Origin of the sequence: Thiomicrorhabdus cannonii (assembly GCF_013391695.1) — a bacterium.
Lineage (GTDB): Bacteria > Pseudomonadota > Gammaproteobacteria > Thiomicrospirales > Thiomicrospiraceae > Thiomicrorhabdus > Thiomicrorhabdus cannonii.
In genome coordinates this window covers 460765-474902 of the sequence record NZ_JACBGH010000001.1, presented here as the reverse complement: position 1 = coordinate 474902, position 14138 = coordinate 460765, and the positions used below count along the sequence as shown (strand labels likewise).

Sequence of the window (14138 nt, the reverse complement as noted above, 5' to 3'; positions counted from 1 at the left end):
GGTGTTTTCCAGCGGGATCAAGCGGGAACTTACGTGGATCGTCACCACGCTGTGGGCGCTGCTGTTTTTTTGCTGGGTCACCGATTGGTGGATAGAGGGCTTCGTTTTCTATCTGCTTTTTTATATTGCGCGCCAGTTATGGAGCATGCGCAAGTTCGAGAAGTGGATGGAGGGCGGCACCCAGGCCGCATTCCCGCCGGCATCGGGGTTATGGAGCGAGTTGACCTATCTGGTGTCGCGCAAGCAGCGCGCGCTGGAAAAACACGCCGACCTGCAGTTCTACAAGTCGGAACAGTTCAAAGCCGCTTCCATGCTGATTCCGGATGCGATCGTGTCGTTGGATCAGCAGAATCACATCGAATGGTTTAACGCCACCTCCGAAAAAATCCTCGAACTGCGCCGCCAGGACGTAGGCCGCAAGATCGAAGGCCTGATCCGCCAGCCGCAGTTTATCGAATATCTCAAAGCGCAATCCTATCAGAAATCCTTGACGATTCATTCGTTGCAAGGCGTACAGCGCACGTTCCGCATCAAGATCATTCCCTATTTCGATAACCATAAGCTGCTGATCGTCAGGGATATTACCGACCTTTACAATATGGCGCAGATTCGCCGCGACTTTATCGCCAATGCGTCGCACGAGTTGCGCACCCCCTTAACGGTGCTGAAGGGCTATCTGGAAGCGATGATCGATACCCCCGGCCCGCATCAGGAGATGTGGTTGCCGGCCTTGCAGAATATGGAGAACCAGTCCGAACGCATGCAGGCCATTCTGGAGGACTTGCTGACCCTGTCTAAAATGGAGTCGGAAACCATTACCGCCAAAGAGGTCATGGTGGATGTGCCGACCATTCTGAAAAAACTGCATACCGAAGCCGAACAGCTCAGCCAAGGGCAGCATGATTTTGAGTTTGCGGTGGATGACTCGCTGTTGATTCGCGGCCACGCGGAGCCGCTCAAAAGCGTGTTCATGAATCTGGTCTCCAATGCGGTGCGTTATACGCCCGCCGGCGGCAAAATCAGCGTGCGTTGGTACCACGACGCCAAAGGCGCCCATTTTGCGGTCACGGATACCGGCATCGGCATCGCCAAGGAGCATATCCCGCGTTTGACGGAACGTTTCTACCGGGTGGACACCGCGCGCTCGCGCGCCACCGGCGGCACCGGGCTGGGATTGGCGATCGTCAAACATATTCTGGAGCGCTATAACGCCAAATTGCATGTCGACAGTCTGATCGGCAAGGGCTCGACCTTCCGCTGCGACTTTGCGCTGCAAAGGGTGCAGGTCAGCGAGTCGGCTGATGATGACGACTAACCGCTAAAATAAAAGGGGCATGAAGCCCCTTTTTTTATAGGTGATGATTGGCCCGTATTCGTTTTAGGGCAGCATCATGCCGCGAATGGTGAAGTAGATGATCGCCGCCATTAGTGCGGAGGCCGGTACGGTAATGACCCAGGCCGCCACGATTTTCAGGAAGGCGGAACGTTTCACCAGCTCTTTCTGGTAAACCTTGTTCAGGGTCTTGCGTTCTTTCTTGCTCAATTCCACTTCCGCCTGTTTGGCCTTAAGCTGCGCCAGCATGGCTTTCTTTTCGATCAGCGAGGCCTTCTCGAACTTTTTCACAAAGCGCTCGAATTCTGCCTGATCCTGGCCGTGGTGATGGTCTTTGATCTCTTGCAGGGTTTTGGCATAGTTGCGCTTCAGGTATTCGCGCAGGAAGCCCACCCCGAAGACACCGCCGACGGCGATATGGGTCGAGCTGACCGGCAGCCCCAGCTGTGAAGCGACGATCACCGTAATGGCTGCGGCCATGGCGATGGAGTAGGCGCGCATCTGATCCAGTTCGGTGATTTCACTGCCGACCGTGCGGATCAGTTTAGGGCCGAACAGCAGCAAGCCCAAGCTGATACCGACGGCACCGATCAGCATGACCCACAACGGAATTTCGGCTTTAGTGGAAATGCCGTGCGTGTGAATGGCGTCGTTAATCGCCGCCAGCGGGCCGACCGCGTTGGCGACGTCGTTGGCGCCGTGCGCAAAGCTCAGGAGTGCGGCGGCGAAAATCAACGGAATGGTAAACAGGGCATTCACGCCGGCTTTGCCGTTTTGCAATCCGGCGGCCTGACGGGAAATCAACGGTTTGACAAGCAGGTAGATCACCACACCAAATGCCAGGCCGATCAGCAGGGCTTCGATAAAGGAGGCCTTCCAGATATGTTTCAGCCCTTTCATAATCAGGTAGGTCGAGAAGGCCCAGGCCATCAGCGCAATCAGCACCGGCAGCATCTTTCTGGCGGCTTCGAGCATGTCATCTTTGTAGGTGATGCTGCGTTTGATCCACATCAGGAACAGCGCCGCAATCAAACCGCCGATGACTGGCGAGATGACCCAGCTGGCCGCAATCGAGCCCATTTTGTCCCAGTTGGCGATCTCCCAGCCGGCGGCGGCAATGCCCGCACCCAGAACCCCGCCCACAATGGAGTGGGTGGTGGACACCGGCGCGCCCAGTGCGGTGGCCACGTTGAGCCAGAGCGCACCGGCCAGGAGCGCGGCAATCATCAGCCAGATAAAGGTTTCACTGTCACCGATATTGTCGGGGTTGATGATGCCTTTGCTGATGGTGCTGATAACTTCGCCGCCGGCAATCAATGCGCCGGCCGATTCAAAGATGGCGGCGATGATGATGGCACCGGTCAGGGTCAGCGCTTTGGAGCCGACGGCCGGACCGACGTTGTTGGCGACGTCGTTGGCGCCGATATTCAGCGCCATATAGCCGCCGATCATGGCGGCAATGACCAGTTCGATACTGACGACACCGGTGCCGGTTTGCAGGTTGGCGGTGAACAGCATGATGATAATGATGAACAGTAAAGCGGTTCCAAAGCGGAACATCTCTTTGCGGCTGCGTTGGGTGGCGTGTTCGATGTCGTTTAGGTCACGAAATTCCATAGTTGCATCTCTTTTGGGGTCAATCGTCAGCCGGTTTGCTCTGTTTGCAACGGGCCGTTTGCGATCTTTGTCCAGGCCAACTTTTGGTTGATCTGAACAGGCCGGCTTATTTTAGGCGCTTTTGGGTTCGGTGTCACACACTTGTCACATTTCCTTAAAAATACTGTTATTAAGGCTTCCTATAATCTGCTCCGTTGGATTTAATTTTTCATTCCTTATTCGGAGAATACACACGATGAAACGTCAACTTCTTTTAGCAATGGGCCTGGCAACGGCTTTTGCTTCTCAGACAGCGTATTCCGCTGTGGACGCGGCCCTGCCTTCTTATCAGAAAGTGTCCGGTATTTCGGGCAACCTGAACTCGGTGGGTTCGGATACGTTGGCTAACCTGATGACTTTGTGGGCGGAAGAGTTCAAGCGCGCTTACCCTAACGTCAATATCCAGATCCAGGCAGCGGGTTCTTCTACTGCTCCACCGGCGTTGACTGAAGGCACTTCAAACGTCGGTCCTATGAGCCGTAAAATGAAGGACAAAGAAGAAACCGCATTCGAACAGAAGTGGGGCTATAAGCCAACGCCTGTTGCGGTAGCCATCGATGCTTTGGCGGTTTACGTCAACAAAGACAACCCAATCAATGGCTTGAGCATCCCACAAGTTGACGCGATTTTCTCTTCAACGCGCAAGTGCGGAGCCAAAGCGGATATCGCCACTTGGGGTGATGCGGGTGCGAGCGGTGATCTGGCTTCTAAAACGATCCAGATTTACGGCCGTAACTCAGTTTCCGGTACTTACGGTTACTACAAAAAACACGCTCTGTGTAAAGGTGACTTCAAGAACTCTGTAAACGAACAGCCTGGTTCTGCGTCTGTGGTTCAGTCGGTTTCTGCGTCTATCAACGGTATCGGTTACTCAGGTATCGGTTACAAGACGGCTGGCGTAAAAGCTCTGGCATTGTCTAAGAAAGAAGGCGGCGAAATGGTTCCCGCTACCACTGAAAACGCCTTGAACGGCACTTACCCGTTGTCGCGTCTGTTGTACGTTTATGTGAACAAGGCGCCTAACAAAGCGGTTGATCCGGTTGTCGGCGAGTTCTTCAAGCTGGTGTTGTCTAAAGAAGGTCAGCAAGTGGTCGAGAAAGACGGTTATATCGCGCTTCCGGCTAAAGTGGCTGCCAAAGAACTGGCTAAATTGAAATAATCTCCTAAAAGTTTCGGTTTTTCCCAGTCGAACCCCGCCTTGGCGGGGTTTTTGTTTTGCGGATTTCGGCCGTTTCAAAACTCAACAGGCCGGGTAACGGAGGTGAATCGAATCTTAGATGATTTCGATTTCCACATCGGTCAACGGAATCACGCTGCAGGTCAGAATCTCGCCTTTGCGCGCTTCGTAAGCCGGACTCTGAATCTCTTCGACTTCGCCGGAAATTAGGCGCACCGCACAGGCACCGCAATTTCCGCCACGGCAGCTGTAAGGCATATCAAAACCGTTTTCGTCGAGCGCTTCGAGCATTGAAAACTGACCGTCAAATTCACACTCTCCCTGTCCTTTTACCACAATTTTTGTCATGTTTTAGTTCCCAACTATTGAATGTTTTTTAAAATCAAACTCCCAGCATTTTACCAATTTTAGCCGTGAGGCTCGCAGTTAAGGTGCATAAAATTTACCGCTTGTTTTATTGGCCGGCTGAGGTTTTTGGGTGTTTTTGTCTGTTTGGATAATGCTCCATTTTTCAAGAGGTTACAGGGCTTAAAGTCCGGAAGTAAGCTGGATGCAATTTATAACATGTTGATTTTAAATATTATTTTGTTATAATATAGCGCACATAAATTCATAACCCAAAAGGTTAAGATTATCTTTTATCCAGTTGTAGTCACTACACTGTCATTTGCGTTTAGGCGCTTTTCTGCCTTAGGTCCGGAGGTTTCCGGGCCGAGTCTAATCCAATGGACGCGTCCTGAGGAATCAATCGTAGGGCATCGTTTTATGCCTCTGTCATTGCGGCAGGAGGAGGGCAGCCTTATGTCCGAATCTGTTATCCGCCGTCAGCTTTTCTTCCGTTTTTTGCGATTGGTTGAATTTTTCACCCTTAATAGAAACAGACTTATTTTATGGAGAATCACCCCTTACATCCTGTAACCCCGATTTATTTCAGACAGCCGACACCCGCCGATGGGGCGGCCATTTTTGAACTGGTCAAGGCCTGCCCGCCGCTTGATCTGAATTCACGCTACCTCTATTTTCTGCTGGCGGACCATTTTGCGGCAAGCTGCATGCTGGCCGAACAGGACGGCAAAGTCGTCGGTTTCGTCTCGTCTTATTTTCCGCCGAACCAAGCGGATGCGTTGTTTATCTGGCAGGTCGCGGTGCATCCGCACGCCCAAGGCCAGGGAATCGCCGTTAGATTGCTCGAATCCCTTGTGGCGCGCCAGTCGCCGGGTCGAATCAAGCGGTTGCTGACGACCATCAGCCCCTCGAATCAGGCGTCACAAGCGCTTTTTAAATCGTTTGCCAAACGCCACGCTTTTGACATCGCCACCTGCCCGTATTTACAGGCCGAGGATTTTGGCAGCGAGGGGCACGAGGCCGAGATTCTCTACACCCTGACGCCTGCTACGTAGTTCCAAATAACGTTCATTGCTCAAGGTGCGGTTACTCTGCATCCGGGCATCGCTTTAACTATTTACCGTACTTTCAGAGGAAATCATTATGCCTTTATCCATTTTTAATCAATACGAGTCCGAGGTGCGCGGTTATATCCGCTCTTTCCCGACCACTTTCGCCACATCCAAAGGCGCGGAGATCTGGGATGAGGACGGCAAACGCTATATCGACTTTTTTGCCGGCGCCGGCGCGCTTAACTACGGTCACAACAATCCGGTGGTCAATAACGCCGTCATCGACTATCTGCAAGCCAACGGCATCGGCCACGCACTCGACATGGCCACGGTGGCCAAGCGCGAGTTTATCGAGGGATTTGTGAACAACATTCTCAAGCCGCGCAACCTCGACTACAAACTGCAGTTTGTGGGGCCAACTGGCACCAATGCGGTGGAAACCGCGCTGAAAATCGCCCGCAAGGTCAAGAAACGCACCCAGGTGATGTCGTTTACCAATGGCTTTCACGGCATGTCGATGGGCTCCCTGAGCATTACCGGCAACCGTTATTACCACGACGAGAACTACGGCGTGCCGGCCTATACCACGCAGGTGCCGTTTCACAACTACCTGGGCGATAAGGTCAATACCATCGCCTACCTGCGCAAGATTCTGGAGGACGACTCCAGCGGTACCGAACTGCCCGCGGCGATTGTGCTGGAAACCATTCAGGCGGAAGGCGGCATCAATGTGGCCGGCGCCGAATGGCTCAGAGAGCTGCGCCAGATCTGCGATGATTTCGACATTCTGATGATTGTCGATGACATCCAGACCGGCAATGGCCGTTCCGGCGACTTCTTCAGTTTCGAGCGCGCCGGTATCGTGCCGGATATCGTGACCCTGTCCAAGTCGATCGGCGCGGGCCATCCGATGTCATTGGTCTTGCTCAAACCTGAACTCGATAAATGGAGTCCGGGGGAGCATTCCGGGACTTTCCGCGGCAACAATCTGGCGTTTGTGGCGTCCAATGCGGCGATTCGCTATTACTGGCAGGATGCCTCATTTTCTGAGCAAGTGAAAAAGAAGGCGCAGCTGATTGAAGCCAAAATGCACGGGATGCAAACGCTGTTTCCGACGCAGATTGTCGATGTACGCGGTTATGGCATGATCTGGGGGATGGAGTTCAAGGATTCGGCGTTGGCGAGCCGGGTCTGCTCGCTGGCGTTTGACAAAGGGCTGGTGATTGAAACCGCGGGTTCCGACGGGCAGGTCGTCAAATTTCTCGGCCCTTTGGTGATCAGCGAGGCCTTGATCGAGGAAGGTTACGCCATTTTGCAGGAGGCCATGCGCGAGGCTGTGGCCCAGCATAGCGCCGCTTAAGTCAAGTAAATCGATATTTAAGGAGAACAGATGATTGTTAAAAACCTTTACGACGACGTCATCGGCACCGACGCCGATGTGGACACCCCGCAATGGAACAGCCGCCGCCTGTTGCTCGCCAAGGACGGCATGGGGTTTTCGCTGCACGATACCCTGATCAAAGCCGGAGAGGACCTGCACCTGTGGTACAAGCACCATCTCGAGGCGGTTTACTGCATTGAAGGGGAGGGTGAAATCGTCGAGAAAAAAGACGGTAGCGTTCACCCGATCCGCGAAGGCACGGTTTACGCATTGAATGAACATGACCAGCATATCCTGCGCGCCAACAAGGGCGTGGCGATGCGCATGGTGTGTGTCTTCAACCCGCCGGTCACCGGCCGGGAGGTGCATGACAAAGACGGCGCCTATGCGTTGCCGGAATGATTTTTATCTTGATGCTGTCATATCAGCACACTGACTTCTAACCGATTAGACAAAGGGATTATGCCTACATTAACAGTTGAAAAAATCGGCGGCACCTCCATGAGCCATTACGCCGCCGTGCGCGACAACATCGTGCGTTATCCGGGAGCACTTTACCAACGTATTCTGGTCGTATCCGCCTATGGCGGCATTACCGATGCACTGCTTGAACATAAAAAAACCGGACAGGCCGGGGTGTTTGCGCTGTTTGCCGACGGTCAGGACTGGCGCAGCGCGCTAAACGCGCTCCAGCAGCGCTTCCATGCGGTCAATGCCGGTTTGTTTGACGATGAGCTTCTGCTGGCAAGAGCCAATGCCTTTATTGCCGAGCGTCTGCTGCAAACCGAAGAACTGCTCAGCCATTTGCAAAGCCTTTGCCGGCACGGCCATTTCTCGCTGGAGTCACATCTGCTGACCGTGCGCGAACTGCTTGCCAGTCTGGGGGAGGCGCACAGCGCCTGGAACCTGACCGAGCTGCTGCGTGCCGAAGGGGTCAATGCAAAACTCATCGATCTGACCGGTTGGCAGAACGACACAATCAAACCGCTTGATAGCTTGATTACCGACGCATTCGACGCTATCGACCTCAATACCACCTTGCCGATTGTGACCGGTTACGCGCATTGCAGCGAGAACCTCATGCACACCTTCGACCGCGGCTACAGCGAAATGACCTTCAGCCGCATTGCGGTGCTGACCGCTGCCGGCGAGGCGGTGATTCACAAGGAGTACCATCTCAGCAGCGCCGACCCGCGCATTGTCGGGGAGTCGCAGGTCGTGCCCATCGGCAAAACCAATTACGATATTGCCGACCAGCTGGCCAATCTGGGGATGGAGGCGATCCATCCGCGCGCCGCCAAAGGGTTGCGGCAGGCGCAAATCCCGTTGCGTATCAAGAACACCTTCGAGCCGCAGCACCACGGCACGCTGATCAGCGACGACTATGTTTCGCAGGTGCCGCAGGTCGAAATCATCGCCGGCATGTCCCGCCTGGTGGCGTTGGAGATTTTCGATCAGGAGATGCTCGGCCAGCAGGCCGATTACGAGCGGCGTCTGCACGATAGTCTGCAGGGCTGTGAATGGGTCACCAAGGATTTTAACGCCAATACCATCACCCTTTATGTCCGTGCCAATCTCAGTAAGCTCAAGGCGTTGACGGCGCGCATCGAAACGCTGTTTCCCAATGCGCAGGTGAGCACCTCCAAAATCGCGCTGGTGTCGGTGATGGGCAGCGATATGGCACTCAAGGGGCTGTTGGCCAAAGCGGTGCAGACGCTTTCGGATCAAGCCATTAATATTGAGGCGGTGCATCAGAATCCGCGTCAGGTGGAGATGCAGTTCATGGTCAACGAAGACGATTATGCGGACGCCGTGAAGGCGCTGCATCGCGAACTGATCGAGATTCATAACCACGGTGAGGCGATATGCGTGCATTGATATTGATTCTCGGCTTGTTGTCGGTGTCTGGAAGCGCCATTGCCGCGCAGTACCACGACAAACAGACCCAGCAGGTCGATGAACTGCAGGAGCCGCTCTACAACCCTTTTGTGGAGCGCTATGTGATGGACGAATTACGCCAGCTGCGGGTTGATATGAACGCGCTTGACGTGACCCTCACCAAAGAGGTGGTGGACCGTGAACTTGCCGCCACGCAGCGGGCGGTCGCTTATGCCACCGACACGGTGACCTATTTCTTCTATCTGATCGCCGGCATCAGTTCGGTATTGCTTTTGGTCGGCTGGAACTCGATCCGCGACATTAAGGAGAGGGTGCATCACCTGGCCGACAGCAAGGTCAACGAGATGGTGGCGCTTTACGAGGCGCGTCTGGCCAAGCTGGAAGAGGACTTGAATCACAAAAGCAAGGGCATCCGCCATGCGCAGCAGAATCTGGCGCAGCATCAGGATATCCACAGTCTGTGGCTCAAGGCTGCTCAGGAAACCATTTTGAGCAACCGTCTGGCGATCTATGACCAGATTCTGAAGCTCGATCCGCACAATGCCGAGGCGCTGACCTACAAGGCCGATACGGCGTTGGAGATGAACGAACCGCAATGGGCGATCAATCTGTGCCAGCAGGCGTTGGCGATTGAACCGGAGAACCGCCACGCCTTTTATCAGCTGGCCGGCGCACACGCGTTATTGCATAAACCTGTCGAGGCGGTGGAGTATCTGCGCAGGGCGCTGGAGGGCTCCGAAGGCTATCGCGAGCAGATTCTGGAGGATGCGATCTTTGCCGAACTGCACGAAAACGCAGCGTTTCAGACATTGCTGTCGGGCAACGAGGATAAAAGCGTTTAGGGAGAAAGCCTCGCCGGGTCAGTGTTGTTAACGCTTTCCCGGCGCGGTGTTGAAGTAGAAAAAGCAGGAAAATGGGCAGTGGGGAATTCGCTGGTGGATTACCACACAATCATCTTAAAGCCTTCTTCCTGCAGCTCCATCAGAGCCGCCGCACCCACTTCGGCAAACTCGGCAAAAGGGCGGATGTCGGAATGCGTCCAATGCACCGTGTTCATGGTGCTGCCGCAGGCGATCCAGCGCACTTTGTAATCCTTGGCAAAACTTTCCACGCGGGCATAGTTCAGCGGATCGACCTCGCGTAACGGTTTTTTAGCCAAGGCATGCATGCCCGGGCCGATGGCGACGACGGCAATCTCGACATTGTCGCCATAGTATTTGATCATCGCCTGAATCGAATTCAGGATACTGGTCTGATAGGACGCATCATTGCTGTTCCACATATACAGCGCCTTATGCTCGGCCGGATCACCGGGAAAACGTCCGCTCGGCGGATCCTGCAATTCCGGCACCGGTTTCAGACGGAAGTCGCTTGCGACCTGATCCGCAGCGTGCGCCGTTAAACCGAAAGCGGCCAGGTAAAGGGTGAAAGCGAAGGTGAGAAGGGATTTCATGCGGCTCATGGTTGGACTCCTATGGTTGACTCACTATTTTCTGTATCGAACATGATAAATCATATGCGGCTTTATTGATAAAAAGTTTTGTATGGCCTATACAACAGTTTTATACTTTATGGATTCGTACCCGATTAAACAGGAACTTTTCAAATGTTGCTACAACCCCAGATCGAACAAGCCATTCGCCAAAATTTTCAAATCAGCTTTATCGAGCTGCTGAACGAAAGTCATATGCACGCCGGCCCGCAGACCGAATCGCACTTCAAACTGACGCTGGTATCCGACGATTTTAGCGGCCAGTCCAAAGTCAAACGCCAGCAAGCGGTATACAAGGCATTGAGTGAACTGATGCCGCAGTTCCATGCGCTGGCGTTGCACACCTATACGCCCGAAGAGTGGCAGCAGCTCGGCGCTCAGGCACCCGCCTCGCCAAAGTGCGGCGGCGGTCACTGATGTCCGGCGGGCTACCCGGCCTGCTGAGTTTATTCTTCGTCCTCCGGCGGCGCGATTTCGGGATGGTGCAAATGCCAGATTTTGGTGAATTTGGCCGGTTCCAGCTTGTTCTGTAGCAGGGAAACCGCCTGAATGTACTGGTCAATATACAGATAATTGCCTTTGCGCAGCGATTGCCAGAGGTGTCGGTATTTGGTCGGCAGAAAATGCTTGAAATGCGGAATCAGTCCGAACTCGCCTTCGGTTTCGGCAATGCGGCGCATCACCAGCTGACGCGCGCGCAGCCGGTATTGCTGTTCATACTGGTCGAACATGCGTCCCACCACATAAATCACACCCGCGGAAATCAGAAAACTGGCGATCGGGGCATCGAACAGAAAGGTGCCGAGCAGGGTGAAAATCATCAGCAAAATGGCGCTGACCGGAATGGTCAGAATCGATATCCACTGCTTGTTGCCTTTTAGCTGATTGGCGGTGGCCGCCAGATCAAACTGGCTGACATCCACGGCTGCAAGGCGCGCCAGCATGGTTTCCGCGCTGGGAATCGGGTTTTCGCTGTTGTTTTCGCTTGGGTTGGTCGCTTCCATTCTTCCTTCAATCCGCCTCTCAGTGATAGGGTCGCAGCCTTATTGTTTGGCTGTCTTTTTGATTTTGGGTTGGCACTTCTGTATGCATTGTAAGGTATGACGCCGTCTGGTTTCCAGACAGTAGGCCGTCAGCAGGCCGCCCCACAGGCAGCCGGTGTCGGTGGAGTGGATGCCGTAGGCGTCCATCGCGCCGAGTGTCGACCAGTGGCCGAAAAAGATCTCATGGGTTTTGTTTTTACGGTTGGGGTGCACAAACCACGGATGGAAAGCGCCTGCATTTCCGCTAGGGTGTTCGCCCGGCGCCGATTTGAGTTTGAACTCCAGCTGCCCCTGGGCATTGCAGTAACGCATGCGTGCAAAGGCGTTGACGATATAGCGGATGCGGTCCCAGCCTTGCAGCGAGTCGCACCAGCTATCCGGTTCGCCGCCAAACAGATGTTCGGTCACAAACGTCTGCCAGTTGTCGCCTCGCAGATGCGGTTCCACTTCCTTGGCCAGCGCCTGTGCCTGTGCAATGCTCCATTGCGGCGGAATGCCGGCATGCACCATGACCACCTCGTACAGCGGATGGCTCACCATCAGCGGCTGGCGTCGCAGCCAGTCGATGAGTTCAGGCGCGTCATGGGCGGCGAAGATGTCGTCGAGCGTGTCCGATTTGGACTGGAAGCGTTTCAGACCGGAATAGGCCGCCAGCAGGTGAAAGTCGTGATTACCCAACACCATCTTGGCGCGCCCCTGCTCTTCGAGCTGTTTGACGAAGCGCAGACACTCCAGCGATTTCGGCCCGCGATTGACAATATCGCCGACAAACCATAACTCATCCGTTTCCGCTGCATAGCCGATCTGCTGCAAAAGCGCTTGCAGTTCGTCATAACAGCCTTGCAGATCGCCGATAATGTAGGTTGCCATAGCCTGCCTTACTGCCCTTTTTTCTGTGTATACAAGTTCGCTAAGGCCACAAACTGCGCCACGCTCAAACTTTCGGCGCGATCGCCCGGGTCGATCCCCAGGCTTTCAATCGCCTCACCATCCAGCCAGCCCTTCAGCGTATTGCGCAGGGTCTTGCGTTTCTGGCTGAAGGCCTGCTTGACCACCTCGGCAAAATCGGTTTCATTGGCCGCCACAAACGGTTTTTGGCGGTAAGGCAGCAGACGCACGATGGCGGAATCTACCTTGGGTGGCGGCGTGAAATTTTCCGGCCCGACGGTAAACAGGTATTCGGTTTCGCAGGCGTACTGCATCATCACACTCAGACGGCCGAAGGTCTTGCTGCCGGGGGCGGCGCAGATGCGATCCACCACCTCTTTTTGCAGCATGAAGTGCATGTCTTTGATGTGCTCGGCGTACTCCAGCAGATGGAACAGCAGCGGGCTGGAAATGTTATAGGGCAGGTTGCCGACCACCCGCAGCGTCTCTTCATTTTCGCCCAACAGGGTGGCGTAGTCGAAGCTCAGGGCGTCGGTGTGATGCAGATGGAAGGCCGGGTTGGAACCGAACTTTTTGGTCAGCGGGCCAATCAGGTCGTTATCGATTTCGATAATGTCCATCTTGCGCACTACCTCCAGCAGCGGGGCGGTCAGTGCGGCTTCACCGGGGCCGATTTCGACCAGATGGTCATCGGCCTGCGGGCGGATGGAGGCGACAATCTGGCGGATGATCTGCGGGTTGTTGAGGAAGTTCTGGCCGAACTGTTTTTTGTGTTTGTGGCCGGAGCTGGCCGAACCTGAAGAACCGTTTTTGCGCGATGGACGGCGCTCTTGTTTAGCCATTGTCAGCCTCCGCACCGATCATCTCCAGGGCCACGTCAATCGCGTAGCGGAAGCTGCCGGTATCGGCTTTGCCACTGCCCGCCAGATCGAGCGCCGTGCCGTGATCGACCGAGGTGCGCACAAACGGCAATCCCAAGGTCACATTCACCGCATTGCCGAAGCCCATGTGTTTCAACACCGGCAAGCCCTGGTCGTGGTACATCGCCACCACCGCATCGGCCTTTTCAAGGTATTTGGGGGTGAACAGGGTGTCGGCCGGCAGCGGGCCGTAGAGTTTCATGCTGCTGCGCAGTCGTTCCAGCACGGGTTCGATGACATCGATCTCCTCGCGCCCCATGTGACCGCTTTCGCCGGCGTGCGGATTGAGTCCGGCCACCAGAATATGCGGTTCCTTGATGCCGAACTGCTCTTTGAGAGAGCGGTGGGTGATGCTCAGAATCTCGGTCAGCAACGGCTGGGTGATCGCTTTGGGAACCTCCGCCAGCGGCAGATGCGTGGTCACCAAGGCAACACGCAGGCCGGGGGTGGCGAGCATCATGACCACGCGGTCGGTGCGACTCTCTTCGGCAAGCAGTTCGGTGTGGCCGCTGAACGGCAGGCCGGCTTCGTTGATAATGCCTTTATGCACCGGGCCAGTGACCATGGCGGCGAATTCGCCGCTCAGGCAGCCGTGAATGGCGCGTTTCAGCATGGTGATGACGAAGCCGGCGTTGGCGGCATTGAGTCTGCCGGGAATAACGGTTTGCGCCACAGGAAGGTGTTCCAAGATCATTTTGCCGGCCCGGCTGGGTTGGGCGGCGGCCTCGGCACGGTAGTCGACAAGCTCGATTGCCACGCCCAGCTGTGCGGCACGCTGCGCAATCACGTCGCGGTCGGCCAGCACCACCAGTTCGACCGGCCAGTCGCATTGCGCCAGCGCAATCACCAGATCGGGGCCGATGCCGGCAGGTTCGCCGGAGGTAATCACTAAACGTCGAGTCATAAAACGGTTTCCTGAAAATGGGGTTTCCAAAAGTGAGCAGGCCGGGTC

General features: G+C 55.1%; 15 protein-coding genes. 8 read left to right on the top strand and 7 right to left on the bottom strand.

Going from position 1 to position 14138, the window contains the following annotated elements; all coding sequences use genetic code 11:
* Position 1: 1 nt before the first annotated feature.
* Positions 2-1315, top strand: coding sequence for a phosphate regulon sensor histidine kinase PhoR (phoR, locus tag HZ297_RS02310; protein ID WP_178861357.1), 1314 nt, complete (start codon positions 2-4; stop codon positions 1313-1315).
* A gap of 63 nt (positions 1316-1378) precedes the next feature.
* Here the strand turns inward: phoR and HZ297_RS02305 are convergent, their stop codons facing one another.
* Positions 1379-2950 (bottom strand): inorganic phosphate transporter, encoded by a 1572-nt coding sequence (locus HZ297_RS02305; RefSeq protein WP_178861356.1) that lies wholly within the window; start codon positions 2948-2950, stop codon positions 1379-1381.
* Positions 2951-3185: 235 nt separating this feature from the next.
* Between HZ297_RS02305 and HZ297_RS02300 the strand changes: the two genes are divergently transcribed.
* Positions 3186-4148, top strand: coding sequence for a PstS family phosphate ABC transporter substrate-binding protein (locus HZ297_RS02300; RefSeq protein WP_178861355.1), 963 nt, complete (start codon positions 3186-3188; stop codon positions 4146-4148).
* Between the two features lie 114 nt (positions 4149-4262).
* Here HZ297_RS02300 and HZ297_RS02295 read toward each other — a convergent pair whose 3' ends face one another.
* Entirely contained in the window at positions 4263-4514 is a 252-nt protein-coding gene (locus tag HZ297_RS02295) for a 2Fe-2S iron-sulfur cluster-binding protein (RefSeq protein WP_178861354.1), read from the bottom strand.
* A 542-nt stretch (positions 4515-5056) separates the two neighbouring features.
* Here HZ297_RS02295 and ectA point away from each other — a divergent pair.
* The 5 genes from ectA (at position 5057) to HZ297_RS02270 (ending at position 9685) form a co-directional block, all read left to right on the top strand.
* Positions 5057-5566, top strand: a complete 510-nt coding sequence (ectA, locus tag HZ297_RS02290; RefSeq protein ID WP_178861353.1) for a diaminobutyrate acetyltransferase — start codon at positions 5057-5059, stop codon at positions 5564-5566.
* 88 nt (positions 5567-5654) lie between these two features.
* The gene (gene ectB, locus HZ297_RS02285; RefSeq protein WP_178861352.1) at positions 5655-6923 is read left to right on the top strand and encodes a diaminobutyrate--2-oxoglutarate transaminase; all 1269 of its coding nucleotides are present in this window, start codon (positions 5655-5657) and stop codon (positions 6921-6923) included.
* A 30-nt stretch (positions 6924-6953) separates the two neighbouring features.
* A complete protein-coding gene (locus tag HZ297_RS02280) occupies positions 6954-7346 on the top strand; it encodes an ectoine synthase (RefSeq protein ID WP_178861351.1) in 393 nt (130 codons plus the stop codon).
* Positions 7347-7406: 60 nt separating this feature from the next.
* A complete protein-coding gene (locus tag HZ297_RS02275) occupies positions 7407-8822 on the top strand; it encodes an aspartate kinase (protein ID WP_178861350.1) in 1416 nt (471 codons plus the stop codon).
* Positions 8810-9685, top strand: a complete 876-nt coding sequence (locus HZ297_RS02270; protein ID WP_178861349.1) for a TPR end-of-group domain-containing protein — start codon at positions 8810-8812, stop codon at positions 9683-9685. Before HZ297_RS02275 ends, HZ297_RS02270 begins: the two co-directional genes overlap by 13 nt.
* Before the next feature lie 98 nt (positions 9686-9783).
* On the opposite strand, the gene HZ297_RS02265 is transcribed toward HZ297_RS02270, so the two are convergent.
* Positions 9784-10305 carry a DsrE family protein gene (locus HZ297_RS02265; protein WP_178861348.1) on the bottom strand — a complete coding sequence of 174 codons (522 nt, stop codon included), beginning with the start codon at positions 10303-10305 and terminating at the stop codon, positions 9784-9786.
* Positions 10306-10449: 144 nt separating this feature from the next.
* On the opposite strand from HZ297_RS02265, the gene HZ297_RS02260 reads away from it, so the two are divergent.
* Entirely contained in the window at positions 10450-10752 is a 303-nt protein-coding gene (locus HZ297_RS02260; protein WP_178861347.1) for a BolA family protein, read from the top strand.
* A 29-nt stretch (positions 10753-10781) separates the two neighbouring features.
* Here HZ297_RS02260 and HZ297_RS02255 read toward each other — a convergent pair whose 3' ends face one another.
* From HZ297_RS02255 to pdxA, 4 genes are read right to left on the bottom strand one after another with little or no spacing between them, the layout of a single operon-like run.
* Complete coding sequence (locus HZ297_RS02255) at positions 10782-11339, bottom strand: hypothetical protein (RefSeq protein ID WP_178861346.1); 558 nt, start codon at positions 11337-11339, stop codon at positions 10782-10784.
* A gap of 39 nt (positions 11340-11378) precedes the next feature.
* A complete protein-coding gene (locus HZ297_RS02250) occupies positions 11379-12248 on the bottom strand; it encodes a symmetrical bis(5'-nucleosyl)-tetraphosphatase (RefSeq protein WP_178861345.1) in 870 nt (289 codons plus the stop codon).
* A gap of 8 nt (positions 12249-12256) precedes the next feature.
* On the bottom strand, positions 12257-13108 hold the full coding sequence (gene rsmA / locus HZ297_RS02245; protein WP_178861344.1) for a 16S rRNA (adenine(1518)-N(6)/adenine(1519)-N(6))-dimethyltransferase RsmA: 852 nt from the start codon (positions 13106-13108) through the stop codon (positions 12257-12259).
* On the bottom strand, positions 13101-14090 hold the full coding sequence (pdxA, locus tag HZ297_RS02240) for a 4-hydroxythreonine-4-phosphate dehydrogenase PdxA (protein ID WP_178861343.1): 990 nt from the start codon (positions 14088-14090) through the stop codon (positions 13101-13103). Before pdxA ends, rsmA begins: the two co-directional genes overlap by 8 nt.
* Between the last annotated feature and the right edge of the window lie 48 nt (positions 14091-14138).